Source organism: Arthrobacter pascens (assembly GCF_030815585.1).
Lineage (GTDB): Bacteria > Actinomycetota > Actinomycetes > Actinomycetales > Micrococcaceae > Arthrobacter > Arthrobacter pascens_A.
The window spans coordinates 156,038-180,253 of the sequence record NZ_JAUSWY010000001.1 but is presented as its reverse complement, the minus strand read 5'-3'; the positions used below and the strand labels follow the sequence as shown (position 1 = coordinate 180,253).

At 65.8% G+C, this 24,216-nt stretch carries 28 protein-coding genes and 1 riboswitch; of the genes, 16 read left to right on the top strand and 12 right to left on the bottom strand.

The window, feature by feature from the left end:
* Positions 1-90: 90 nt before the first annotated feature.
* From QFZ30_RS00870 to purM, 3 genes are all read left to right on the top strand, one after another.
* Entirely contained in the window at positions 91-405 is a 315-nt protein-coding gene (locus QFZ30_RS00870) for a hypothetical protein (protein ID WP_307072578.1), read from the top strand.
* Between the two features lie 83 nt (positions 406-488).
* Positions 489-2,177 (top strand): amidophosphoribosyltransferase, encoded by a 1,689-nt coding sequence (gene purF / locus QFZ30_RS00865; RefSeq protein WP_307072576.1) that lies wholly within the window; start codon positions 489-491, stop codon positions 2,175-2,177.
* A complete protein-coding gene (gene purM, locus QFZ30_RS00860) occupies positions 2,174-3,337 on the top strand; it encodes a phosphoribosylformylglycinamidine cyclo-ligase (RefSeq protein ID WP_307072575.1) in 1,164 nt (387 codons plus the stop codon). The genes purF and purM overlap by 4 nt, the downstream gene beginning before the upstream one ends.
* Before the next feature lie 9 nt (positions 3,338-3,346).
* On the opposite strand, the gene QFZ30_RS00855 is transcribed toward purM, so the two are convergent.
* The 3 genes from QFZ30_RS00855 to QFZ30_RS00845 form a co-directional block, all read right to left on the bottom strand.
* Positions 3,347-4,141, bottom strand: a complete 795-nt coding sequence (locus tag QFZ30_RS00855) for a VOC family protein (RefSeq protein WP_307072573.1) — start codon at positions 4,139-4,141, stop codon at positions 3,347-3,349.
* Between the two features lie 103 nt (positions 4,142-4,244).
* Complete coding sequence (locus QFZ30_RS00850; protein WP_307072571.1) at positions 4,245-4,541, bottom strand: hypothetical protein; 297 nt, start codon at positions 4,539-4,541, stop codon at positions 4,245-4,247.
* 249 nt (positions 4,542-4,790) lie between these two features.
* Positions 4,791-5,024 carry a DUF3073 domain-containing protein gene (locus tag QFZ30_RS00845; protein ID WP_267279321.1) on the bottom strand — a complete coding sequence of 78 codons (234 nt, stop codon included), beginning with the start codon at positions 5,022-5,024 and terminating at the stop codon, positions 4,791-4,793.
* A 524-nt stretch (positions 5,025-5,548) separates the two neighbouring features.
* Here QFZ30_RS00845 and QFZ30_RS00840 point away from each other — a divergent pair.
* Positions 5,549-6,043, top strand: a complete 495-nt coding sequence (locus QFZ30_RS00840; RefSeq protein ID WP_307072569.1) for a septum formation family protein — start codon at positions 5,549-5,551, stop codon at positions 6,041-6,043.
* 25 nt (positions 6,044-6,068) lie between these two features.
* Here the strand turns inward: QFZ30_RS00840 and clpB are convergent, their stop codons facing one another.
* The gene (clpB, locus tag QFZ30_RS00835; RefSeq protein ID WP_307072568.1) at positions 6,069-8,726 is read right to left on the bottom strand and encodes an ATP-dependent chaperone ClpB; all 2,658 of its coding nucleotides are present in this window, start codon (positions 8,724-8,726) and stop codon (positions 6,069-6,071) included.
* Between the two features lie 239 nt (positions 8,727-8,965).
* Between clpB and QFZ30_RS00830 the strand changes: the two genes are divergently transcribed.
* Positions 8,966-9,301, top strand: coding sequence for a hypothetical protein (locus QFZ30_RS00830; RefSeq protein ID WP_307072566.1), 336 nt, complete (start codon positions 8,966-8,968; stop codon positions 9,299-9,301).
* 268 nt (positions 9,302-9,569) lie between these two features.
* On the opposite strand, the gene QFZ30_RS00825 is transcribed toward QFZ30_RS00830, so the two are convergent.
* The 5 genes from QFZ30_RS00825 to QFZ30_RS00805 all read right to left on the bottom strand — a co-directional run bounded on the left by QFZ30_RS00825 (position 9,570) and on the right by QFZ30_RS00805 (position 13,488).
* On the bottom strand, positions 9,570-10,079 hold the full coding sequence (locus QFZ30_RS00825) for a hypothetical protein (RefSeq protein ID WP_307072564.1): 510 nt from the start codon (positions 10,077-10,079) through the stop codon (positions 9,570-9,572).
* Between the two features lie 260 nt (positions 10,080-10,339).
* Complete coding sequence (locus tag QFZ30_RS00820; protein ID WP_307072562.1) at positions 10,340-11,404, bottom strand: sulfate/molybdate ABC transporter ATP-binding protein; 1,065 nt, start codon at positions 11,402-11,404, stop codon at positions 10,340-10,342.
* Positions 11,401-12,249 (bottom strand): ABC transporter permease, encoded by an 849-nt coding sequence (locus tag QFZ30_RS00815; RefSeq protein ID WP_307072560.1) that lies wholly within the window; start codon positions 12,247-12,249, stop codon positions 11,401-11,403. The genes QFZ30_RS00820 and QFZ30_RS00815 overlap by 4 nt, the downstream gene beginning before the upstream one ends.
* Positions 12,250-12,259: 10 nt before the next feature.
* Positions 12,260-13,027: a molybdate ABC transporter substrate-binding protein gene (gene modA, locus QFZ30_RS00810; protein WP_307079958.1), complete on the bottom strand. Its 768-nt coding sequence runs from the start codon at positions 13,025-13,027 to the stop codon at positions 12,260-12,262.
* Positions 13,028-13,077: 50 nt separating this feature from the next.
* Positions 13,078-13,488 carry a TOBE domain-containing protein gene (locus tag QFZ30_RS00805; RefSeq protein ID WP_307072558.1) on the bottom strand — a complete coding sequence of 137 codons (411 nt, stop codon included), beginning with the start codon at positions 13,486-13,488 and terminating at the stop codon, positions 13,078-13,080.
* A gap of 179 nt (positions 13,489-13,667) precedes the next feature.
* On the opposite strand from QFZ30_RS00805, the gene QFZ30_RS00800 reads away from it, so the two are divergent.
* The 6 genes from QFZ30_RS00800 (at position 13,668) to QFZ30_RS00775 (ending at position 19,451) form a co-directional block, all read left to right on the top strand.
* Positions 13,668-15,002 carry an FAD-binding oxidoreductase gene (locus QFZ30_RS00800; protein WP_307072556.1) on the top strand — a complete coding sequence of 445 codons (1,335 nt, stop codon included), beginning with the start codon at positions 13,668-13,670 and terminating at the stop codon, positions 15,000-15,002.
* A 100-nt stretch (positions 15,003-15,102) separates the two neighbouring features.
* Complete coding sequence (locus QFZ30_RS00795) at positions 15,103-16,302, top strand: sensor histidine kinase (protein ID WP_307072554.1); 1,200 nt, start codon at positions 15,103-15,105, stop codon at positions 16,300-16,302.
* A complete protein-coding gene (locus QFZ30_RS00790; protein ID WP_307072553.1) occupies positions 16,299-17,015 on the top strand; it encodes a response regulator in 717 nt (238 codons plus the stop codon). The genes QFZ30_RS00795 and QFZ30_RS00790 overlap by 4 nt, the downstream gene beginning before the upstream one ends.
* Before the next feature lie 78 nt (positions 17,016-17,093).
* Positions 17,094-17,969: a hypothetical protein gene (locus tag QFZ30_RS00785; protein WP_307072551.1), complete on the top strand. Its 876-nt coding sequence runs from the start codon at positions 17,094-17,096 to the stop codon at positions 17,967-17,969.
* A 113-nt stretch (positions 17,970-18,082) separates the two neighbouring features.
* Entirely contained in the window at positions 18,083-18,952 is an 870-nt protein-coding gene (locus tag QFZ30_RS00780) for a DUF4031 domain-containing protein (protein ID WP_307072549.1), read from the top strand.
* A gap of 58 nt (positions 18,953-19,010) precedes the next feature.
* Positions 19,011-19,451, top strand: coding sequence for a VOC family protein (locus QFZ30_RS00775; RefSeq protein ID WP_307072547.1), 441 nt, complete (start codon positions 19,011-19,013; stop codon positions 19,449-19,451).
* 33 nt (positions 19,452-19,484) lie between these two features.
* Here QFZ30_RS00775 and QFZ30_RS00770 read toward each other — a convergent pair whose 3' ends face one another.
* From QFZ30_RS00770 to QFZ30_RS00760, 3 genes are all read right to left on the bottom strand, one after another.
* On the bottom strand, positions 19,485-19,886 hold the full coding sequence (locus QFZ30_RS00770; RefSeq protein ID WP_307072544.1) for a YccF domain-containing protein: 402 nt from the start codon (positions 19,884-19,886) through the stop codon (positions 19,485-19,487).
* A gap of 92 nt (positions 19,887-19,978) precedes the next feature.
* Positions 19,979-20,578 carry a phosphoribosylanthranilate isomerase gene (locus QFZ30_RS00765; protein ID WP_307072543.1) on the bottom strand — a complete coding sequence of 200 codons (600 nt, stop codon included), beginning with the start codon at positions 20,576-20,578 and terminating at the stop codon, positions 19,979-19,981.
* A gap of 90 nt (positions 20,579-20,668) precedes the next feature.
* Positions 20,669-21,625 (bottom strand): helix-turn-helix transcriptional regulator, encoded by a 957-nt coding sequence (locus QFZ30_RS00760; protein ID WP_307072541.1) that lies wholly within the window; start codon positions 21,623-21,625, stop codon positions 20,669-20,671.
* A gap of 91 nt (positions 21,626-21,716) precedes the next feature.
* Between QFZ30_RS00760 and QFZ30_RS00755 the strand changes: the two genes are divergently transcribed.
* The 5 genes from QFZ30_RS00755 to QFZ30_RS00735 all read left to right on the top strand — a co-directional run bounded on the left by QFZ30_RS00755 (position 21,717) and on the right by QFZ30_RS00735 (position 24,207).
* Complete coding sequence (locus QFZ30_RS00755; protein WP_307072539.1) at positions 21,717-22,082, top strand: VOC family protein; 366 nt, start codon at positions 21,717-21,719, stop codon at positions 22,080-22,082.
* A 77-nt stretch (positions 22,083-22,159) separates the two neighbouring features.
* Entirely contained in the window at positions 22,160-22,774 is a 615-nt protein-coding gene (locus QFZ30_RS00750) for a HutD/Ves family protein (protein ID WP_307072537.1), read from the top strand.
* An 82-nt stretch (positions 22,775-22,856) separates the two neighbouring features.
* The gene (locus QFZ30_RS00745; RefSeq protein ID WP_307072536.1) at positions 22,857-23,384 is read left to right on the top strand and encodes a ferritin; all 528 of its coding nucleotides are present in this window, start codon (positions 22,857-22,859) and stop codon (positions 23,382-23,384) included.
* Positions 23,385-23,462: 78 nt separating this feature from the next.
* A riboswitch (guanidine-III (ykkC-III) riboswitch) is annotated at positions 23,463-23,527 on the top strand.
* 9 nt (positions 23,528-23,536) lie between these two features.
* Positions 23,537-23,860, top strand: coding sequence for a DMT family transporter (locus QFZ30_RS00740; protein ID WP_307072534.1), 324 nt, complete (start codon positions 23,537-23,539; stop codon positions 23,858-23,860).
* Positions 23,860-24,207, top strand: coding sequence for a DMT family transporter (locus QFZ30_RS00735; RefSeq protein ID WP_307079955.1), 348 nt, complete (start codon positions 23,860-23,862; stop codon positions 24,205-24,207). The genes QFZ30_RS00740 and QFZ30_RS00735 overlap by 1 nt, the downstream gene beginning before the upstream one ends.
* Positions 24,208-24,216 lie beyond the last annotated feature (9 nt).

The following is a 24,216-nucleotide window of genomic DNA, read 5'->3' as shown; positions in this document are numbered from 1 at the left end:
TCCCCAGAAGTCTTTGTCCAGCTCTAGGGAGCTAACCGCCGTTTTGGGTCATTATGCGGACAAAAACTCAGGGGAAGTAGGCTAGATGGCATGGCTTTTGAAGAATCCCCCGCTGAACGCCGCGAGGTCACCGTGCGCCGGGCACCCAAGTACGTGCCTTTCCTGCTACTTGGCGGGCTGGTCGGCGTCGCCGTAGCGGCCTTCATCGCGTACGGGCTCCCCGGCGACGCAAGCTTCGACAGAGGCTCGGTGTTCGGGTTCTTCTTGGTCATGTTCGGCGCCGGCGGTGCGGTTCTGGGCGCCGTCGCTGCCCTGGTTCTGGACCGGCGGAGCGTCAAGCAGCAGGAACGGGCCGTCGTGGAAGCCGTCCCGGACTCCGAGCCCGACGACGGCACAGATCCGTAGGAACAAACGCAGGCACAGACCCAGGCGCAGTCACAAACTTCCCCACGGAAAAGTGTTACCGCATATCGTGAGATAATCGACCAGTGGCACGCGGCGATGGAAAACTTTCTCATGATCTTCTCCCTGGCGAAAAAGGCCCTCAGGACGCTTGTGGCGTTTTCGGGGTCTGGGCACCAGGTGAAGAAGTAGCAAAACTCACCTACTACGGGCTGTATGCACTGCAGCACCGCGGTCAGGAGTCGGCTGGTATTGCCACCAGCGATGGCACGCGGATCAACGTCTACAAGGACATGGGACTCGTCTCCCAGGTCTTCGACGAGACCACGCTGAACACCCTGACCGGGCACCTGGCGGTGGGACACTGCCGCTACTCCACCACCGGAGCCAGCCACTGGGCCAACGCCCAGCCCACGCTCGGCGCCACCAGCACCGGCACCGTGGCCCTGGCCCACAACGGCAACCTGACCAACACGGCCGAGCTCAACGCCATGATCCTGGAACGCAACGGCGGCCAGCTCAGCGGCGAAATGAAGCAGGGCAACACCTCCGACACTGCCCTGGTCACGGCACTGCTGGAAGGCGAAGAGGGCAAGACCCTCGAACAGACCGCCACGGAGCTCCTCCCCAAGATCAAGGGCGGCTTCTGCTTCGTCTTTATGGACGAGGGCACCCTCTACGCTGCGCGCGACACCTACGGTATCCGCCCGCTGGTCCTCGGCCGGCTGGAGCGCGGCTGGGTGGTCGCCTCCGAACAGTCCGCCCTGGCCACCGTGGGCGCTAGCTTCATCCGTGAAATCGAACCGGGCGAATTCATCGCCATCGACGAGGACGGCGTGCGCTCCCAGCGCTTCGCAGAGCCGACGCCGGCGGGCTGCGTTTTTGAGTACGTCTACCTTGCCCGCCCGGATGCCTCCATCGCCGGCCGCTCCGTTTATGAATCCCGCGTGGAGATGGGCCGCCAACTGGCCCGCGAAAACACCCAGGAGGCGGACATTGTCATTCCCGTCCCGGAGTCGGGGACGCCGGCAGCGGTGGGCTACGCCGAGGAATCCGGCATCCCGTTCGCGCACGGCTTCGTCAAGAACTCCTACGTGGGCCGCACATTTATCCAGCCCTCCCAGACGCTCCGCCAGCTGGGTATCAGGCTCAAGCTGAATGCCCTGGAATCCGTGATCCGCGGCAAGCGCGTTGTGGTGGTGGATGACTCAATCGTCCGCGGCAACACCCAGCGGGCAATCGTACGGATGCTTCGTGAAGCCGGTGCCGCCGCCGTCCACGTGAAGATCTCCTCTCCTCCCGTCCAGTGGCCCTGCTTTTACGGCATCGACTTCGCCTCCCGGGCGGAACTGATCGCCAACGGCGCCACCATCCACGAAATCTCCCAGGCCATCGGAGCCGACTCCCTGGCCTATATTTCCGAAGACGGCATGATAGGCGCCACCCAGCAGCCGCGCGAACGGCTCTGCACGGCCTGTTTCACGGGCCAGTACCCCATCGAGCTGCCGGGTTCGGACAAACTGGGCAAGAACCTGCTGGAGCGCACGGACCTCGGCGGGCTGCCGCCGTCGCCCTCTGCCCTGCCGGGCGAAACCGCCGCGCTGACTGTGTCCTCCGTCGATGACGGAGAGGATCCCGCAGACAAGTCCGGCGCCACGGGCTGCGATCCCGGACCGGACGCCGAGTTCGAGAACCTGCTGACCGAAGCCGACCTTGTGCCAGACGTCCACCTCAACGCCACCACTGCCGGCGCTGACAAGAAAGGGTCCGTATGACTTCCGCAACCCCAGCTGCTGACAACGCCGCAGGCATCACCTATGCCTCCGCAGGCGTTGACGTCGAGGCCGGCGACCGCGCCGTCGAGCTGATGAAGGGTGCCGTAAAGGCCACCCATAACTCGTCCGTGATCGGCGGCGTAGGTGGCTTCGCCGGACTTTACGACGTTTCCCGGCTCCTGACCTACAAGCGTCCGCTGCTGGCCACGTCCACTGACGGCGTGGGCACCAAGGTTGCCATCGCCCAGGCCATGGACATCCACGACACCATCGGCTTTGACCTGGTGGGCATGGTTGTTGACGACATTGTGGTGGTTGGCGCCGAGCCGCTCTATATGACTGACTACATCGCCTGCGGCAAGGTTGTCCCGGAGCGCATCGCGGACATCGTCCGCGGCATCGCCGCTGCCTGCTCGGTTGCCGGTACTGCGCTGGTGGGCGGCGAGACGGCCGAGCACCCAGGCCTGCTGGGCGAGCACGAATACGACGTCGCCGGTGCCGCCACCGGCGTTGTGGAAGCCGACGCCCTGCTGGGACCGGACCGCGTCCGTGCCGGCGACGTGGTGATCGGCATGGCTTCATCCGGCCTGCACTCCAACGGTTACTCCCTGGTCCGCCGGGTCATCAACCACGCCGGCTGGGCCCTGGATCGCCAGGTTTCCGAACTCGGACGCACCTTGGGCGAGGAACTGCTGGAACCCACCCGCGTCTACGCCGCCGACTGCCTGGACCTGGCGCGCACCTTCCCGGTCAACGGCCCCGGCGGCGCCGAAGGAGCAGCCGTACACGGCTTCAGCCACGTCACTGGCGGCGGATTGGCCGCAAACCTGGCTCGAGTGCTTCCTCAGGGCCTCGTAGCCACGGTGGACCGCGCCACGTGGGAGCTGCCGGCCATCTTCAAGCTGGTCTCGGAGCTGGGCAACGTTCCGCTGGCCGACCTGGAGCGCACCCTGAACCTGGGCGTTGGCATGGTGGCCATCGTGTCCCCTGCGGCTGCCAATGCCGCCGTGGCCCGCCTGAACGACCGCGGCCTGCCGGCCTGGATCATGGGCACTGTCACCGAGGATTCGGATTCCATCCTCAAGTCCGGCCCGGACTACGTCCAGGGCGCCAAGGGCGTGGACGGCGGCGCTGTCCGACTGGTCAACGCCTACGCCTAACTCCCACGTTTAGACCTCCAGGAGGCTGAACACGCCGCCCTGCGGATCCTTCAGGGTTGCGGTGGCTCCGGCGGCTTCCGCTTCGTCGTCGTCCGCTTCGACGGTCTCGGGCCCGATAAGTACCTGGGCGCCGGCTGCCACCGCTTTCCGCACGGTGTCTGCCACATCGGCGACGCCGAAGTAGATCTGCCAGGTTGCAGCCTCCTCAGCCGCCGCTACCCCGGCCACCTCCGCGCCGTTAACCATCAGCGTGGTGTAGGTGCCGCCGTCGTCCTGCGGATACTCCGTCACCTCGTGACCGAACAGCTGCTGGAAGAATCCGACGGCGGCCTGCGGCTCGGGTGTCAGAAGTTCCGCCCAGGAGAGCGCCCCGGGCTGGTTATAGCGGCCTGTGCCCGTGTGCGTACCGGCCTGCCACACGCCCGTGGTGCCGCCGCCTGGCGGGTCCACAAACACCATCACCCCAGTGTCCGCAACCTCCTCCGGACCGAACTGCACGGCCCCGCCGGCAGAGGGTGTTTCCCCGGCCACGGCGCGGGCGTCGTCGGCCGCGAAGTAGATGTTCCACTGGGCCTCTGCGCCTAGCGACTCCTGGTGTGGATTCTGCGGCGCCACAACGGCCACGAGGTCGTCGTCCAGGTAGGCCTGCGCGTAACTGCGGCCGTCCGGGGTGGGCATGTCCTGGAAGCGCCAGCCGAACACTGCCCGGTAAAAGTCCTTTGCGGCCTCCACATCGCGCGTCTGGACGTCTGCCCAGCATGGCTCGCCATGGCGGTAGCGGGGTGGGCTGGCGTTTTCTGGCATAGGAGGTCCTTTCGAGGTGAAATTTCTGTTCCTGCACCATCAGTCAACACCGGCACGGGGACAAGCAACAGGACCGGACTTCGGCTCCTGGCTGCGCCCTCCACTACGCCGGAGTGGCGGGCCCGACTCGAAGTGATTCCTGATAGTTCTCGTCGTACTTTTCTTCGCGCGGTTCGTCGTACGGGAAGCCTCCAGGGAGTGATCCGTCGGCCAGGCCGAGCATGACCATCTGTCGCAGCGTTGGCTGCCCGTCTGCAACGGCGGCGGCCACGGTGACGGCGGCCGCATTCGCCGCCTTGCTGTTTGCCATCTGGTCCACGCCGGAGACGCTGGCCGCACCCAAGAGGAACACCGCAAGAGCTGCAAGTGCGGGAACCATGGTCTTCCTCCAAAGAGTCATCACTTGATCATGGTGCAGCCCCTTGAGAACCGAAGAGGAAATCCCTTTGGCGAGACTGTGAAAAGCGAGACTGTGAAAGCAAAGGCCCGCTGCCTGCGCCGGGACTTCGGCACAGGCAACGGGCCTGATAACTGAGGGCAGCACCATGGTTCCGCCTGGATCCAGGGTGCTGAAAAAGAAGCGCCGTACGAAGAAAGTACTGCGGCGTCACTGCGCAGGGTGCCTTACGGCCACACCGGCTTGCGACAACTAGCCGATCCGACGGGTGTCTACCTCGTCGTCGTCTTCTTCCAAATCGTCCGCGTACTTATCCACATAAGCCGAATAGTCCGGCTCAACCGGCTCATTCGCGAAATGGCTCGTGGCACGACTGCCCGGACCCGTCAGCTCGCGCTGAAGTGCCGAATAGTCAGTGTTCGGGGAGTAGTACTTGATATCCCGAGCCTGCTTGGTAGCTTTTGCCTTTTGACGGCCGCGCCCCATGGCGTGACCCCCTTTTGTACTTGGACCGGAGGTGGTCACCTTGGCTATCGGTGAGGCCCCGGAATGTTTGGTCAATTTGTCGTACACCTAGATTACATGCTTTCGGCGGCCCCTGCTTGCCAGCCGGGCCGGCTTGATGGCATGTCGGGGACATTCCCGCGGCGGACCGCACAGTTACCAGCTTTTTTCTTCGGTAGAGTCACTTGAACAGCTGCTGATCCCGGCCGAACGGACCGGCCGCTCGATGCGGACAGAACGCAGGAGGGCGCATCCCAGTGAACCACCAGGACATCCCGGCACGGCCCGCAGCCGATGGCCAGGACAACCCTTCCGGCCATGGTCAGCGCCCTGTCCCGCCCAAGCCTTCCTCGCCGCCAACGGCCGGACTGCCCCGCGTGCCGGCCACTCGGCACGTGCCGGCCGGAGCAACGCCCGCACCGGCACCCGAACCACCGTTTCCGATTGAACCTCCTCCCTGGAGGCCCCGTCAGATCCGGCCGACCGTACTCAAGGCGGCTTTTGCGGTGTTTCTCGTGGTCGTTGTGGGCTTCCTGGTGTGGCTCGCGCTCTGGCTCAGGGCTGACGGGCAGCCCACCGGAACCGGCGACGGTGATGTACCCGGCGTGGTGGAAACTTCAGCTACTCCACTGCCCAGCCCCCTGCCGCTGCCCCGGGAAGGGGTGGCGCCGCCGGACTTCCGGCTGGGGGACTGTTTCAAGGACTTTGCCCCCAACGCCCTGAAGTCAACCATCGTGGCCTGCGATACAGGACACTCAGCCCAGCTGGTGGCCATCTACCGCTATCCAGCCACGGACTCCTACCCAGGCAGCGAAGCCCTCAAGGCCAAGGCGCTGGAGGCCTGTCAGGCTGCCAGACTGGCCCCGGCGGCCAACGATTACACGCTGAACTTCCAGCGTTCCTATCCCAGCAGAACCAGCTGGGATTCCGGTGACCGCCGAGCCGACTGCTACGTCACGGCGGACGGCGGAAACGTCATCAACTCCAGCGTGCTCCCCTAGCTATATATCCGCAGCGTATGGCCGGCTAGTCCTTCCGCCGGACCGACAACCCGGTGCCGGCGGGAGCGCCGCCGTCGGGCCCTGCCAGCGCCTCCAGACCTTCAATGGTCAGTTCGCCGAAGTCGGCAGCTGTGTCCACCAGCACGGTATCGCCATCCTGGATGTCCCCGGACAGGATGGCCCTGGCCAGCCGGTCGCCGATCTCCCGCTGCACCAGCCGGCGGAGCGGCCGCGCACCATAGGCGGAGTCGAAGCCTGACATGGCCAGCCAGGCGCGGGCCCCGTCGGTCACCTCCAGGGTCAGCCGCCGGTCGTGCAGCCTCTGGCCCAGCTCGGCCACCTGCAGTTCCACGATCTGCGCCAGTTCATCCACCGTCAGGGCGTCGAACAGCACCACTTCGTCCAGCCGGTTCAGGAACTCCGGCTTGAAGGACGCGTTGACGGTGGCCATCACGGCGTGGCGCTTGGCCTGTGCGTCCAGGGTCTGGTCCACCAGGAACTGGCTGCCCAGGTTTGAGGTCAGCACCAGGATTGCGTTGCGGAAGTCCACGGTGCGGCCCTGGCCGTCGGTGAGGCGGCCGTCGTCGAGCACCTGCAGGAGAATGTCGAACACCTCCGGATGCGCCTTTTCCACCTCGTCCAGCAGGACCACGGAATACGGCCGACGGCGGACGGCCTCGGTCAGCTGTCCGCCCTCCTCGTAGCCCACGTAACCCGGAGGCGCGCCCACGAGCCGCGCCACGGAGTGCTTCTCGCCGTACTCGGACATGTCGATCCGAACCATGGCGCGTTCGTCGTCGAAGAGGAAATCGGCCAGGGCCTTGGCCAGTTCCGTTTTGCCCACACCGGTGGGGCCCAGGAACAGGAACGAGCCCGTGGGACGGTTGGGGTCGCTGATGCCGGCACGGGCCCGGCGGACGGCGTCGGACACTGCGGCCACGGCCTTGGACTGGCCGATCAGCCGCTTTCCGAGTTCTTCCTCCATGTGCAGCAGCTTCTGGCTTTCACCCTGCAGCATGCGGCCGGCCGGGATGCCGGTCCAGGCCGAGATGACCTCGGCAATGTCGTCTGCCGTGACCTGTTCGGCCACCATCTGGCCGGACTTGTCCGTCACCTCGGCTTCAGCAGCGGCCGCGGCGTTCAGCTCCCGTTCAAGGGCGGGAATTTCCCCGTACAGGACCCGCGAGGCAGTCTCCAGGTCCCCTTCGCGCTGGGCCTTGTCAGCGGTGGAACGCAGCTCGTCCAGCTTGGCCTTCAGGTCACCGACCCGATTCAGCCCGGCCTTCTCGGCTTCCCAGCGGGCATTGAGCGCTGCCAGCTCCTCATTTTTGTCCGCCTTGTCGGCCCGGATTGCGGCCAGGCGCTCCATGGAGGCGGCGTCCTTCTCGTTCTCAAGGGCAAGCTCCTCCATGGTGAGGCGGTCCACCGATCGCCGCAGCTGGTCGATCTCCTCCGGCGCTGAGTCGATTTCCATGCGCAGCCGGGAAGCGGCCTCGTCCACCAGGTCGATGGCCTTGTCCGGCAGTTGGCGGCCCGAGATGTAGCGGTTGGAGAGAGTGGCAGCCGCCACCAGCGCGGAGTCCGAAATGGTCACCTTGTGGTGGGCCTCGTAGCGTTCCTTGAGGCCGCGCAGGATGCCGATGGTGTCGTCAACACTGGGCTCGCCCACGTACACCTGCTGGAAGCGGCGTTCCAGGGCAGGGTCCTTCTCGATGTTCTCGCGGTACTCATCCAGCGTGGTGGCGCCGATCAACCGCAACTCGCCGCGGGCCAGCATGGGCTTAAGCATGTTGCCAGCGTCCATCGAGGATTCTCCGGTTGCTCCCGCGCCCACCACGGTGTGGATCTCGTCGATGAAGGTGACAATCTGGCCTTCGGAGTTCTTGATCTCCTCCAGGACAGCCTTGAGCCGCTCCTCGAACTCGCCGCGGTATTTGGCGCCGGCCACCATGGACGCGAGGTCCAGGGCAATCAGGGTCTTGCCCCGCAGGCTTTCCGGGACGTCGCCGGCCACGATCCGCTGGGCCAGGCCCTCAACAACGGCTGTTTTGCCAACGCCGGGCTCACCGATGATCACGGGGTTGTTCTTGGTGCGGCGGCTCAGGACCTGGATAATCCGCCGGATTTCCGTGTCGCGGCCGATCACCGGGTCCAGCTTGCCGGAACGCGCCATCGCAGTGAGGTCGGTACCGAACTTCTCCAGGGACTGGAAGGTATTTTCCGGGTCCGGGCTGGTGACCTTGCGGTCTCCGCGGACACCGGGCAGGGCGGCGAGCAGCGCCTCATGGGAGGCACCGGCGTCGCGCATTAACCTCCCGACGGCGTCACTTCCGGCCGAGAGTCCGAGCAGCAGGACCTCCGTGGAGACGAAGGTGTCACCCAGCCTGTCAGCCTCGTTCTTGGCGTTCTGGATGGCCTGCAGCGCCGGCCTGGACAGCTGGGCCTGCTGCGTGGAACCTCCCGACGTCGCCGGCAGCGCCTTGATGGCTGTGCTGGCCTGGACGCTCACGGCGTCCGGATCCGCGCCGGTGGCGCGCAGGAGCGCGACGGCGACGCCTTCCCGCTGATCCATCAGGGCCTTGAGCAGGTGGGCCGGTTCCACCTGGGGATTTCCGGCCGTGGAGGCGTTCATGGCTGCTGCCGAAAGAGCCTCCTGGCTCTTGGTGGTGAATTTGACGTCCAAAGAGAGCTCCTTCCGGATATGCGTTTTGCTAAGTTGAGTCTACTACGCTCAACTTCGGCAGTCGCTTCACTCGCCCCATGTTTGCCAAGAGCGAACCGGACGTTCCGGAAGGGCAAGAGTCCGGCGGACCATCGCCCTGAAGTGTCACCTGCACTGTATCGCCGACGGGCTGATCACCCTAGGATCGGTTTGTGACCGGGGATCACCGTTCCGCCGGCGCACTCGAGACGAGGATGGCCATGAAAAAGTTTGTTGTTCTGTACATCGCGCAGCAGTCCGCCCAGGCACAGATGGCGGAGAGTTCCCCGGAGGCCGCCCAGGAAGGCATGAAGGCCTGGATGGAATGGGCCGGACGGGCAGGTGACGGCATTGTGGACATGGGAAATCCGCTGGGTGCCGGAAAAGAGGTCACTGCGTCCGGGACGTCGGACACCAACACCAACGTCGCCGGATACGGCATTGTCCAGGCCGATGGCCTGGACGGCGCCCGGGCATTGCTGGAAGGCCACCCGCACCTCATGATGCCAGGAGCCAGCATCCAGGTGTACGAGTCCTTGGACCTTCCGGGGGTGTAGGCCCCAGTTTTACTGCCCCTGGCGGGAGGCTCCCCAACGAGCCGCCCGCCAGGGTGCCTTTGACAGCAGACGCAGAGGCGGCAAAATCCGCGCGGGCGGTCCATACGCGATATTACCGTCAGATGTGATGCATGTCACGTTAAATAACAGAATCCGTCAAGTAGTCAGCTGGACCACTTATCCCCATATCTCTCCTCCCCTGCCCCTGAGTTTTTGTCCAGATAACGTCCCCAAACGCCCTCCCAAAGGCCAATATCTGGACGAAAACTCAGGGATAGCCGGCGGCGGGGGTCTGCTCGATGTAGTTGATGACGAAGAAGTCCTGCGCCGGGACGAGCTCCACGTACCAGCGGGTCGGTTTGTCCCACCCCTCCCACTCGCCTTCCGCTGGTTCACCCTCAGCTGCGGCTTTATAGACGGCATCGAACTTCAGGAAAGTGCCGTTGTCCGTGGAGCTTGAATCGATTTCCTGCAGCAGCTCGAACGTGCCCCGGTGGGCTTTGCCGGGTTCGACGGCCAGGAGGCTCTGGAGCGTTTGGGCGTTCATCCGTTCAACGGCGCCGAAGTACTCCTGCCAGGCCACATCGGCGTGCGTGGTGAAAATCGTGGCCGCGTACGCCTCCGCGTTCCTGCCGGCCAGGCCATCCACGCATTGTGGCGGGACCGCGCCCCGCGCCTTCCAGGCGGACAGGACCTCGGAGCCTGCGTTGAGCCATGCGCCGTAGGCATTCAGGACGCCGCCGATGGTTTCCTTGGGCGTCCCCCGCGGGATCCGCACCGGGACCACGTCCTCGGAGCCCAGGAACGGGCAATCGCCGACAACAGGGACTCTGGGCTGGCCGGGGCCGGAATCGGCTGCGGGGGAGCCGGAAACAGGCTGCAGCCTGCCAGTCCGGCTGCCAGCGCAAGCCCTGCAGCCGCCGTCGTGATTCTTCTGCCACGTATCTTCATTCCGCTCCCAAATGCGGCCGGCCCATGCGGCCAGCGCCCACCAGCCTAGCCAAGGAATCGGGAACCGGGCTCGCTCCAAGGGATGATTCAGCCCGGGTAGATGGACACTGCACCGGCCTTGATCACAAAGTACACGCGCATGCCGGGTGACAGGCCCAGGTCAGCCGAGGCCTCCGGGGTGATGTCGGCGCCCAGCTGCCCGCCCTCCCCGGCGCGGACCCTGATCCGGTCCCCGTGGGGCTCCAGGTCGGTGATGGTGACGGCGAAGGAATTCCGGGGGCTGCCGTGTGCCTGTGAGAGGAAAACGGACACGGCCGACGGCGGGAACACGGCCACGCCGGGTTGGCCGACAGGCAGCGGCCCGGGGAGGTCGTCGTGCTGCCCGTAGACGATCAAGTCACCGGCCTGGAGACCATGTGCGGTGATGCTGCCGGCCACGAAATTCAGCCCGGCCAGCCCGGCCGCAAACCGGCTCCGCGGCCGTTGGAGAACGTCCCGGGTGGGGCCTTGCTCGCTGATCCGGCCATCCTCAAGGATCACCACCCTGTCCGCCAGCATGAGCGCGTCCAGGACATCGTGGGTGATGATGATGGCGCGCCGGCGGGCCAGAACGCGCTTGAGCAGCCGCCGGAGCAGCGGCGCCGCATGGATGTCCAGCGCCGCCATGGGCTCATCCAGTAGCAAGAGCCCGGGATCCGCGGCGAGTGCCCGCGCCACGGCCACGCGCTGGGCCTGCCCGCCGGACAGTTCTGAAGGCCGGCGGGACTGCAGCTCCTCCGCTTCAACCTCGGCCAGCCAGTGCTTGGCGGATTTTCTGGCGTCCTGTTTTGAAGCACCCGCGCTCCGGGGCCCGAAGGCCACATTCTCCAGCGCGTTCAGGTGGGGGAAGAGGAGCGGCTCCTGGGCCAGGAGCGCCGTGCCGCGGTGGTGGGGCGCTGTCCACTCGCCGCGGCCGTCCTCGAGGTCAAAAAGGGTCCGGCCGTCCAACTGCGCCATGCCCGAGTCGGGGTGGAGCAGACCCGCGATGACGGCCAGGAGAGTGGACTTGCCCGCGCCGTTGGGGCCCATGACGGCGATTGTCTCTGCAGCTCCGAGCGAGAGGGACACGTCGAAGCCCCGGTCCGCCACGGCAGCCTGGACCGTGAACGTCACCGGACTCCCCCGCCTGCGGCGGGTGCCGCCGTCGTACTTTGACCGCTGACCGGGGCGCGTGGGCTGCGGTACGCGAGCGCCACAACAGTCACAGCGACGGCCACCAGGACGAGGGAAAGCGCGACGGCGGCGTCGGCGTCCGTTTCGCGCTGCAGGTAGATTTCCAGCGGCAGGGTCCGGGTCACCCCTTGCAGGCTCCCGGCGAAAGTGAGGGTGGCGCCGAACTCGCCCAGGCTGCGGGCAAAGGACAGCACGGCGCCGGAGGCAAGCCCGGGCAGCACCAGCGGGAGGGTGACCCGGCGAAGTACCGTGCTGGGGCGGGCGCCGAGCGTGGCTGCCACGGCCTCGTACTTGCGGCCCGCCGTCCTGAGGGCGCCCTCAAGGCTGACCACCAGGAAGGGCAGGGCCACAAACGTCTGTGCCAGGACCACGGCAGTCGTGGAGAACGCTATCTGCAGGCCCAGGACCTCCACGGTGCGGCCCAGCAGCCCCTGCCGGCCGAACGTATAGAGCAGTGCGATGCCGCCCACCACGGGCGGCAGCACCAGCGGCAGGAGCACCAGGGACCTCAGGACCCGCTGACCGGGGAAGCTGCCGCGTGCCAGGACCAGGGCGAGCGGAACGCCCAGGAGGATGCACAGGGCGGTGCTGGCCGCCGAGGTGCGCAGGCTCAGGCCCAGGGCGGTGAGCGAGGATTCGGACGTGACCAGTGGGAGGAACTGTGCCCAGTTGACCTTGGCCGCCATGGCGGCGAGCGGGAGCAGTACCAACAATCCTCCAGCGGCAGCCACGGCATAGACCCAGCCGGGGATGCCGGTGTAGGTGGCGGCTCTTGGGCCTTTCATGGCTGCTTTCTCATGGCAGCGGATCTCCGAAGCCGGCGCTGTCCAGCACAGCCCTGCCCTCGCTGCCCAGGACCAGGTCCACGAACGCGTCCGCCGCCTGCTTGTTCCTGGCACCTTTCACGGTCGCAATGGGGTAGGTGTTGACGGCTGTCGCTGCCTCGGGGACCGGAACAGACTCAACCTTGCCGACGGCGGTTCTGGCGTCCGTGACGTAGACCAGCCCGGCGTCGGCCTCCCTGGAGGTGACCTTGCCCAGGACATCGGTGACGGACGATTCCTCGCTGACAGGGCTCAACGTGGTTCCGGATTCCTGCTCGATGGTCCGTGCGGCGGCGCCACAGGGCACCTGGCCGGCACAGACAACCACCTTGACTCCAGCCCGGGCCAGGTCTCCGAAGCCGGTGATTCCCGCCGGGTTCCCGGGCGGGACCACGATGGTGAGCGTGTTCGAGGCGAAGTTCCTGGGTTCACCCTCCACCAGGCCCTCGTCCTGGAGCTTGGCCATGTTCCGGGTATCCGCGGAGGCAAAAACGTCCGCGGGTGCACCCTGGCTGACTTGTGTGACCAGGTCCGCGGAGCCGGCAAAGCTCAGGGTGACTTTGGTTCCCGGGTTGCGGGCCTCGAACTCTCCGGCCAGCTCCGTGAAGGCGGCCTTGAGCGAGGCCGCGGCGAAAACGGTGACGCTGCCTCCGGCCCCGGGCGTGCCGCCGTCGTTGGTTCCGTTCTGTCCGTCCTGTCCGGCTGGCGCGCATCCGGCGAGTGTGGCTGCCAAGATCATCGCCGCTGTTGCGGCCGCGGGTTTGAAGCTCAGGAACCGGCTGGCGGACCTCACGGGGCGCCCTTCCCGTGCGGCGTTTCGATGATTACGGTGGTGGCCTTGACCACGGCAGTGGCAACGGATCCGAGCTCCAGGCCAAGCTCCCGGACTGCCTCGCTGCTCATGAGCGACACCACCCGGAACGGTCCGCACTGCAGCTCCACCTGGGCCATCACAGTGTCCATGGTGATGCCGGTAACCAACCCCACGAACCTGTTTCGGGCAGAGCTGCCGGTCCGGTGCGGATCGTCGGGAAGCTGTGCCAGCTTTTGCGCGTGCCTGGCCAGCTCCAGTCCATCCACAGCCAGCCGCCCGGCGTCGTCCTTGACCGGGGTCAGACTGCCGTTCTCGGTCCAGCGCCGGATAGTGTCGTCACTGACGCCGAGGAAGCGGGCCGCCTCGGAAACGCGGATAGTGGGCATTTCGTCATTCTAGTCCGCATTTGCGTCCCGTAGCTGTGATTTCTTCCGCGATCCGAACAGAAGAAGTCCCTCAGCGCCGCGAATCCGAATTTGCCCCGCAAGGATTATCTATGGTGCCGCAGCAGCCTGGGTCCTAGGCTTTCCTTGGGGAGGGGCCGCACTCGCTGAGGAGCGTTGTGATGAAGTGGATCAACCCTGACAGCCCCGACTATGACCCGGCCCGCAAGGTCTTCAACGCCATGATTGACCGGCGTCCGGCCGTCATCGCCCAGTGTTCCAACGACGCCGAGGTGGCCGAGGCCCTCAGATACGGAAGGGACAACTCGCTCGCGATAGCCGTCCGGGCCGGCGGGCATTCTGTGGCCGGAATGTCCATGAATGACGGCGGCCTGGTGATCGACGTCCGCCCGATGAAGTCCATTCAGGTGGACCCGGAATCGGGTGTCGTCACCGCCGGCGCCGGCCTGACCTGGGGCGAATTCGACCGTGCAACGCAGGAGCATGCCCTGGCTGTGACGGGTGGCCGGGCCTCCACCACGGGAGTGGCAGGTTTCACGCTGGGCGGCGGGTCCGGCTGGCTGGAGCGTTCCTACGGGTTCGCGTGCGACAGTCTGGTTTCGGTGAACCTGGTGACGGCCGACGGCGACCGCGTCACCGCAAGTGCCACGGAAAACCGCGAACTCTTCTGGGCGCTTCATGGCGGCGGCGGAAACTTCGGCGTTGCCACGTCGCTAACTTTTCAGGCACACCGGCTTGGTCCAGTGGTCCATGCCGGGCTCATGCTGTGGCCCGGTGAAGCGGCCGCGGATATTACTCCCGCGTTCAGGGATCTTGCCCTTGCCGCACCCGACGGTGTGGGCCTGGCCCTCCTGTACCTGACCGCGTGGCCGGAGCCCCTTATCCCGGAGCGGATGGTGGGCAGGATGGCCGTTGCCATGGCGTACCTCTACGCGGGCGATCCTGAGGAAGGCTCCGAACACGCCAGGCCATTCCGTGAGCTCGGGCCTGCCGTGGATCTGGTGGGAGACACCAACTATGCCGATTTCCAGTGCTCCCTCGATGACCCGCCGGACCACTACAACTACTGGAGCGCCGACTACCACGACGACTTGCCTGATGAAGCACTCGACCTCTTTGTGGAATCGGCCCGCAACCTTCCCGATGCCACCTCCCAGCAGCTCATCGCGCGCTGGGGTGGCGCCGTAGGAGGGAACCTGGGTGCGGCCACTCCGCTGATCAACCGAAACGCTGCCTGGGTGAGCCACCCCTACGGCATCTCCCCCACCGCCGAAGAAGGTGAACGGGCCAAGGCCTGGGTGAAGGACTTCCGAGCCAAGATCGCCCCTTACGCCAACGGCGGGGTGTGGCTGAACTTCATCGGCAACGAGGGGCAGGACCGCATCCGGGCCGCCTTTGGCAATGGGAACTACGCTCGGCTGGCCAGGGTCAAGCGCGACTTCGATCCGCAGAACATCTTCCGCGGCAACCAGAACATCCTGCCGGCAGGCTCCTGACCGCCGGGCACTCATCACTCCGGTTGAACTTCGTCATCCTTGGTGTTGAACTGCCGGGATGCGCGCTGCTGGGGGCAAACGGCCCGCTTAGGGTGGAAGCATGTTCCCCCTCCTGAACCGTTTCCGCAGGCCAGCCCGCGAGGCCGCAGCGCCTGCCACTTCGCTGGCAGTGCTGCTGGCCCTCCTGGTGCTTGAGCAACGCGGTTTCAACCGGGACAGTGCCCTACTGTTTGCGCTGCTGTCCTCCGTGGCCGTAGCCCGTCTGATCCCAGTGGGGGCACTGGCATTTGCGGCCGAAGTCCTGCTGCTTCAGAGCCTTAAAGTCCTTCCCGTGGTCATGGTGTCCGGGGTCCTCAGCTACGTGGCAGTTCCGCTGGCCATCCTGTTCGCCAGCCTGGGTTACCGGGGCCGGCACCGTTGGTTGCTGCCGGTGTTTGCCGTGGCTTCGGCCGGGCTCATCACGGTCAACTGGTTCGGCGACGCCACCTGGGTCAACTTCGTTTTTGGCACCCAGCTGTACGGCCGGGGCGCCCTCCGCACCGGCACCTACGTCTTCCTGGTCTTCGGGGCTTTCGCGGCGTTCAACCTCGCAGCCTGGGCAGCGGCGCTCGCGGTCAACAACGTTTCCAGCAGCCGGCGGGCACAGCTCAAAGCGGAGTCGGACCTGCAGCAGGCCGCAACTGACCTCGCCGTGGAGCAGGAACGCAACCGGATCGCCCGCGAACTCCACGATGTCCTGGCGCACTCGCTCACCGTCATCACAGCCCAGGCCGAAGGAATCCGCTACATCCACCGCAGCGAGCCCGAGGCCGTGGAGGGGGCTGCCCTGATCATCGCTTCCGCTGCACGGACCGCTTTGCTCGAAACCCGCCACATGCTGGAAAACGTCTCCCCCACGGAAACGGCCCCGGCGCCTTCCCTTGAGCAACTGGACTCCTTGGCCAGCCAATTCACGGCAAGCGGCATGACCGTCACGCTGGATGCTCCGGCCATGCCGCCTGGAGTAACGCCGCTGCAGGAACTCACGGCCTACCGCCTGGTCCAGGAAAGCCTGACCAACGCCTTCCGGCACGGGAACAGGTCCAGCGGTGCCGCCGTCTCGGTGGTGCCCGGCCCAGATGGGCTCACTATCCGCGTCAGTTCAGAGCTGTCCGATGATGGCGCAGCCGCGGACGCTGCTTCCAGCGCCGGCACCGGCAGGGGCATCCCCGGAATGAAGGAACGCGCGACGGCGGTGGGCGGCTCGCTCAGTGCCCGCACCACCGGGAACCGATTCGATGTGGAGGCACTCCTGCCATGAACACCCCTTTCACCGACCAACCAGACACCGACCAACCAGACACCGACCAACCAGACACCTCAGCCCCAGCCATCCGGATTGCGCTGGTGGACGACCAACCCCTGTTCAGTGCCGGCCTCAAGATGATCCTGCGCAGCCAGCCCGACCTGGACTTTGTAGGTGAGGCGCACAATGGTGCCGCCGCCGTGGAACTGGCGGCCGCCGTCGGGCCTGACATCATGCTGATGGACATCAGGATGCCGGTGATGGACGGGATCACGGCCACCGATACCATATCCTCCGGCCCCGGTGCGCCGCCGAAGGTCATTGTTCTCACCACCATCCAGCACGACGAGGCGGTGGTCCGGGCCATCCAGGCCGGTGCGGCAGGATTCCTGACCAAGGATGCAACGCCGGAATTCCTGCTGGCGGCCATCAGGACGGTCCATTCCGGGCATGCCGTGATGGCCCCGCATGCCACCAACCAGCTGCTCCGCGACTACACCACTCCTGCGGCCGGCATTACGGCAGCCCTGGATGCGCTCTCCGGGCGGGAAAAGGACGTATTCCTGCTTGCGGCCGCCGGGCAGGGCAACGCCGAAATCGCCGCGGGCCTGGTGCTGAGCGAGGCCACGGTGAAATCGCATGTGGGCAGCATCCTGGCCAAACTCAAGCTCCGCAACCGGATCCAACTGGTGGCCTACGCCTACGAAAACGGGCTGCTCGGCAACTGAAGCCACTATCGCCAAGGCCGCGCCCGGCCCTGGATAAGGCTCACCACACCATCACATCACCAACTATTGGGGGACATCATGAAAAAGAGACTCATCGGACTCGCCATGCTTGCAGTCGGGGCAACGGCGGCCCTCGCGGCCTCAACCGTACCGGGCGGCACCATCACGGCATCAGGAACGCCCATCAGCGGAATTACGGCGCAGGCCGAGGCGTATGCCAGCCCGGACGCAGCCGCAGAAGCGGGCAGGCATACGGCCATCAGGAAGTGCATGGCGGCGGCGGGCTACGACTACCTCCCTGCCCCGGACTTCCACACAGTCGATTTCAACGACAACATCGGCTTCAAGCGCCTGGACGTGGCCACCGCGAAGGCGAGCGGGTACGCCTCCCTTCAGCCGTCCGGGCCGGGCGAACCGGCGGAGGGGTCCACTGAAGCTGCGCTCTTCGCCGATCCCGCCTTTGTGGCCGCCCTATCTGGAGCGCGGCCGGAGGACGACATGGTGCTGCACAACGGCACCGGCATGGGCACATCGGGCCAGGGATGCCGCGGGGAAGCTGCCAAGACGATCTACGGCAGCATGGAGAACTACATCCTTGCCACCGGCGTAGCCATGAATTCTCTCAACTCCGCGGCGGGCGCGGCGATGTCCGATTCCGGGTTCCAGAAAGCCATCGACTCCTGGAAGGACTGCATGTCTTCTTCGCCGTACGCCAACTTCCGCAGCCCGGCGGACGCCGTGGGTGCAGGTGTGGAGGCTGGCGGATTGAACGAGTTCAAGATCGCCGTAACAGATGCAACGTGCCGGGAGCAGGTCGGCTTCCACGGCCAGCTGGACGCCCTGCTGGACAAGTACCTGACCACCCGTATGCAGCAGCTGGAGCCGGAAATCACCAAGGTGACCGAGATCCGGAAGCAGGCAGCGTCCCGGGCAGCCGAGCTGGCTGCCGGCTAGGGCCGCACAACCCGGCTGTTCCACAAACCCGGCGGCCGGTCACCTTGGGGGAGGCCGGCCGCCGCTTCTTTCGCCCGGGGACGGCTCGCAGCCGCCCGCACTAGACTGCCTGCATGGCCCTCTACCTTGATCCGCCGCTCTGGCCTGCGCACGGAACGCACTTCTCGCATCTGGTCTCGGACAGCTCGCTAGAGGAACTCCATGCCTTCGCCGCCGAGGCCGGGATCCCGGAGCGGGCCTTCGACTGTGACCACTACGACATTCCGGAGCGCCGGTTCGACGACCTTGTGGCCGCGGGCGCCATCCCCGTGGAGGCCAGAATCCTGGTGCGCAAGCTCATGGCCAGCGGGCTGCGGATCCCGGCACGTGAGCGGAACAAGTCATTGAAGGTGCCGCTCCTGCACCGCTGGAACACCATCATGCCAGGCCATGATGCGCTCTTCCTGGATCTGCTGGACCGCTGGAGCGAGGAGCACCGCAAGTACCACGGACGCACCCACCTGTTGGCCGTACTGGAGGCCCTGGACCTGCTCAGCGACCCTGGCGAACCACCGCACACGGTGCGGCTCGCGGCCTGGTTCCACGATGCCGTCTACCGCGGCGTCGCAGGCCAGGATGAAGAGGAATCCGCCCGGCTCGCGGAGGACCGCCTGTCCGACGCGGGCCTGCCCGACGCTGAAATCGAAGAGGTGGCCCGCCTGGTCCGCCTGACGTCGGACCACCGTCCGGAGCCAGGGGACGACGACGGCGCCCTCCTCTGCGATGCGGACCTGTCCATCCTCGGCGGCGAACCGGAGAGCTATGCCCGGTATGTGGCCGCCGTCCGGGAAGACTATGCGCACATCGGCGACGCCGACTTCGCGGCCGGACGCGCCGCCGTCGTGCGCCACCTGCTGGAACTGGACCCGCTGTTCCACAGCGGGCGCGCGCGGGAGCTGTGGCTGGACGCAGCCCGCCGGAACCTCCAGGGCGAACTTGCCTGAAAGGCACCGCCAGCCCGCAGGCCTTTACGACCGGTGCGGGCAGTGGAAGACTGCTCGGATGAACTTGCGCATCCAAGCCGTGAGCGTCGACTCCACCGACCCCAAAGTACCCGCCGACTTCTGGGAAAAGGCCCTGGGATGGCGCCGGACGTACGAGGCTGAAGACGAAATCGTCCTTGAGCCGCCGGCGGGCAGCCCCGAAGACGGCGTCTCGCCGGACTTGCTGTTCGTGAAAGTCCCCGAGCGCAAGGAGCTCAAGAACAGGCTGCACCTGGACCTGCGCCCTGAAGACCAGGCCGTGGAAGTGCAGCGGCTCGAAGCCTTGGGCGCCGCCCGCGTCTCAGTCGGCCAGGGCGACGACGTGACGTGGGTGGTGATGGCCGACCCCGACGGCAACGAGTTCTGTGTGCTCCGTGCCCTGCGGACCGAGGAGCTGGAAGCCCAGGGGCTGGTGGAGGGTGTCGGCGGGCAGCCTCCGGAAAAACAGCCGCAGGACTAGGTCCAGTGGACTGGGTCCCAGGGACGCCCCTGGCTAGTGGTAGCTCCTGACGAACGGCGTGCTGGTGGGAACGATCTGTTTGCCGAGCGGCATCAGTGATACCGGGATGAGCTTCAGGTTGGCGATGGCCAGCGGGATGCCGATGATGGTGATGGCCATGGCAACGGCCGTGACCACGTGGCCGATCGCAATCCAGATTCCGGCAACCAGCAGCCAGATCACATTCCCCAGCAGCGAGAAGATGCCCGTTCCGCCGGGCTTATCGACGACCATGCGCCCGAACGGCCAGAGCGTGTACGCGGCAATACGGAACGACGCGATGCCCCACGGAATGGTGATGATGAGCAAGCAGCAGATGATGCCGGCCAGGAAATAGCCCAGGGCAAGCCACAGTCCGCCGAAAACCAGCCAGATGATGTTGAGCAGAGTCTTCATCTGTCCATTGTGCCTTGCGGGGTCTGACAAAAACCTATGGGTCTGCCCTGATTGGTCCCTGAGTGAGTCAGCCGAACGTGTCAGCAGCGTGTTTAGCCCTTCGCTGCCTTCACGAAAGCGCGGATCTTCTCCAGGTCCTTGACCCCGCGGGAGACTTCCACCCCGGAGGAGACGTCCACGCCCCACGCGCCTGAGGCTGCGGTGGCGTGCGCCACGGTGTCCGGATCCAGTCCGCCGGCCAGCAGCCACTCGCGGTCCTGGAGCGCCGTCACGTCCACCATGGAGGCGTAGTCCCAGGCCTCTCCGGACCCGGGCACGGCGGCGTCGATCAACAGGAGTTCCTCGCCCCAGTCGGCGAACGCGTCCGCAGTGGCTGCCATGGTGACCGCCCTGATCAGCTTCATGCCGGCGTCGTGCACTGTTGTGACGTCTTCCGGGGTGAGGTCCCCGTGGAGTTGAACCCACTCAAGTCCGGCGGAACGGGCGATGGCAATGGCATCGGCGACAGGTTCATGCCGGAAAACGCCGACGGCGGCCACCCCCGCCGGCACACCGGCCAGAAGCACCTTAACCTGCGAGGGGGAGACCACCCGCGGGCTGGCTGTCAGCACAAAGCCGACGGCGTCCGCCCCGGCGTCTACAGCCTCACGGACGGATTCGGGCGTACTCAGACCACAGACTTTGACGAACATTCCCGGCTCCTTCAGGCAGTCTTCACGATCTCCCCCGCGAGCTGAGACTAGCAGGGAACCGGCTCAGGCGCCGATGTGACGCCTGCCCGCTCAAGAGCGCGGCGAGTAAATCGACGCCATGGCGTCCACGATCTCCCGCATTGCCCTGGTGGCTTCCGGAGGATGGGTCAGGGTCAGGTGTTCGCCGAACTGCAGTAGTTGCCGGATGCCCTGGAGCTGGTCATAGGCAACAGTGATCTGGACATACTCCGGATCCAGGGAGCTGACCTCCGTCAGGCGGCGGCCGAGAATGCGCCTGGCAAGGTCAAGACGGTCTGCACGGAGCCGCGCACGGACCTCGAATACTGCTTCGCGTTCCAATTTCACACTCAGTTCCTGAGCAACGGATTCGAGGGTCTCGCCCCTGCGCAGGCGTCTGGCCCCAGCTCCGGCCTCCCAAGCCTCAAGCCGCTCAAGGGGGAACAGTCCGGGCTTTCCGGCCGAATCGGCGACCAAATACCATCGGCCGGCTCTGGACAGCAGCCCATAGGGATCCACTGTCCGCCAGGTGGCGTCCGGCTCGGCACTCCGTCGATACCTGATGCGCAGCCGGCGCCCGCGCCGCAGGTCGCCGATGAGCTCACCCGGGGAGACACCGGAGGGATCGGCGCTGAACCAGGCCCGGTTGTCGACAACCACGATTTTGGAGACGGCGATCAGGTCATCACCGGGCGGCTTGGCCCGGGCACGTAGTTTCCGCTGGGCTGTGAGGTCGGTCCCGACAAGACCGAGTTCTGTGAGCTGGGTTTGGTCGAGGCCACCCATTCTGAGGCGATCCACCTCTTCAGGCGACAGCCGTGACGTATCCAGCTGGGCTCCTGGCAGGATCGAGATCCCCCCGTACCGTCCTCGACGGACGTAAATCGGAGCTCCTGCATCCTCAAGCCAGGCTACGTCGCGCAGGACTGTACGGACGGACACCCCCAACTCATGCGCCAGTTCGGCCGTCGAGACCTGGGGGCGGGACTGCAGAAGCAGCATCATCGAGAACAGTCTGTGCGGTTTCACTTTTCAAGTGTGTCCCAATACCTGACAAGTTACGTCAGGTATTGCTGTCATCGTGGTGTCACCAATACCAGCCGAAGGGGAAATTGCCACCATGACTTCACCTAACCTGTTCCTGATCTACGTGACCGACGTCGAGCGGTCCGTGGCCTTTTACAGCGACCTGTTCGATATGCAGCCGCAGACCATCACTCCCCGCTATGTTCCGTTCGAGATCGCGCCAGGAATCCTCTTCGCGCTCTGGAGCGGGCGTGCCGAACAGGTGACGCCTGATCTGCCGCGCACCTGCGAGGTGGGCCTCATGCTTCCGGGTGCCCAATCTGGCGTGGATGACCGCTACGCCGAGTGGTCCGCAAAGGGGGTCACCGTGGTAGAGGAGCTCCATGACGACGTGTTCGGCCGCACTTTCGTTGTCGCTGACCCCGACGGAAACCTCATCCGCGTCTCGCCCCTTGGCTGACATCCGTTCTCACGGCGCCGCCCCGGCAAGCTGCACACCCGCTCCGCGCAGAACTTGCTGAAGGCTAGGCTGGACGGATGGAGATCATCCGCTATGCAGAACTCAAGTCCGAACCGTGGCGCAACGGCGGCGGGGTGACCCGGGAGCTCGCCAGCCATCCCAAGGCCGCCTCGGCGCAAGACGGCGCCTGGGACTGGCGGGTCAGCATCGCGGAACTCACCAAGGCCGGAGACTTTTCAACCTTCCCCGGCATGGAGCGCGTGCTGACAGTGGTCGACGGCGAACTCCTGCTGCTGACTGTGGACGGAGCCGAGCACCCCCTGGAAAAGTACCGGCCCTTCAGGTTCTCGGGCGACGCCAGCACGCATGGCGCCCTGCCCACGGGCGATGTCCGGAACCTCAACGTCATCACCCGGGCTGACGCGTTCAAGGGCTACACGTCCATCATCGAGCTCTCCAAGAAACGGGCCCACCCCGTCTTTGCAGGCCAGATCGGCATTTTGCTCCAGGGACAGGCCACCGTCAGCCCTGGCGCCGCGGAGGAACCCGAAGGCGGCGAACCGCCGGCCCTCGCAGGTGAACAGCAGGCATTCAGCCGCTACGACGCCGTCGTCGGTTCAGACACGCAGTCCCCTGAAATCCTGGGCCGCGGTTTCCTGGCCGTCGTCTCGATCGACCGTGTGGCCGGCTGAGCCGCAGGGAGGCCAGCCTCACCTTGGTAATCCCAGCCTGCCCACACTGGTCAGCTACGGACACCGTCCCTAGACTCGGGCTATGACCACACCATTTAATTCGCTTCTGTCCACCCAGATCGGCAACGAGTTCGCGGCCTCGCAGCAGTACATTGCGGTGGCAACGTGGTTCGCCAACCAGGACCTTCCGCAGCTGGCCCGCTACTTTTACCGGCAGTCCGTGGAGGAACGGAATCACGCCATGATGATGGTGCAGTACATGCTGGACCGGAACATTCCCTTCACCATCCCGGGCGTTCCCGACGTGCGCAACGACTTCTCCTCCGTCACCGAGCCGCTGGCCCTTGCCCTGAAGCAGGAGAAGGAAGTCACGGGCAACATCGAGGCACTCTTCCGGGCGGCCCGGGCCGAGGACGATGCCTTGGGCGAGCAGTTCATGCTGTGGTTCCTCAAGGAGCAGGTGGAGGAAGTGGCCGCCATGACCACCCTGCTGAACATCGCCGAACGCGCAGACAACCTGTTCGACATCGAGAATTTCATCGCCCGTGAAACCATCGGCAACGGCGGCCGCGACTCCGGCGCGCCGGACGCTGCCGGCGGCGCCCTGTAGCCCTCCCCCTCCCCCTCCCCCTCCGGTGAGGTAAACCACCATCGTTGGCCCCCGCCGTCGGCCGTTGCTACGCTGGAAACAAGGCTCCGCAGCGAACCTCCGGACGACGGTTCAGTACCCGGCACGCGACAAGACTGGCCAAAGGATCTGTCATGTCGTGGTTAATCCTCCTTCTCTCCGGCGCGCTGGAAGCCGTCTGGGCGGCGGCGCTGCACCGGACGTTCCAGGCTTCCGGCCGCCGACGCCTGTTGCCCGCGCTGATCTTCCTGGTTTCCGTCATTGCCAGCACCGGAGGCCTGGCAATTGCCATGCAGGCCATCCCCACGGGAACTGCCTACGCGGTGTGGGTGGGCGTCGGCGTGGTGCTTACCTCCGCCTACGCGATCATCACCAGGGCGGAAAGGCCGACGGCGGCGCGGCTGCTGCTGCTGACCGGCATCGCCGCGTGCGTGGTCGGCCTGAAAGTGGTGGCGTGATGCTGTCCACGTCCGCTGCGGCCTGGCCGATCCTGCTCGCTTCCGCGGTGCTTGAGGCCGTGTGGGCCACAGCTCTGGGACTGTCTGACGGCTTCGCCCTGCCTCTCCCCACCGCAGTCTTCGCCGTTACTGCCACGCTGAGCCTGGTGGGTCTGGGGTTTGCCGTGAAAAGTATCCCGCTGGGCACCGCCTACGCCGTCTGGGTGGGGATCGGCGCAGCCCTGACAGTCGGCTGGGCGATGGCCACCGGCGTCGAACCCTTTAGCCTGCTCAAGGTTCTCTTCATCGCCGGCATTGTGGGCTGCGCTGCTGGACTCAAGGCCTTACCGGCCAGGCGGCCGGACTAGGATTTTGGC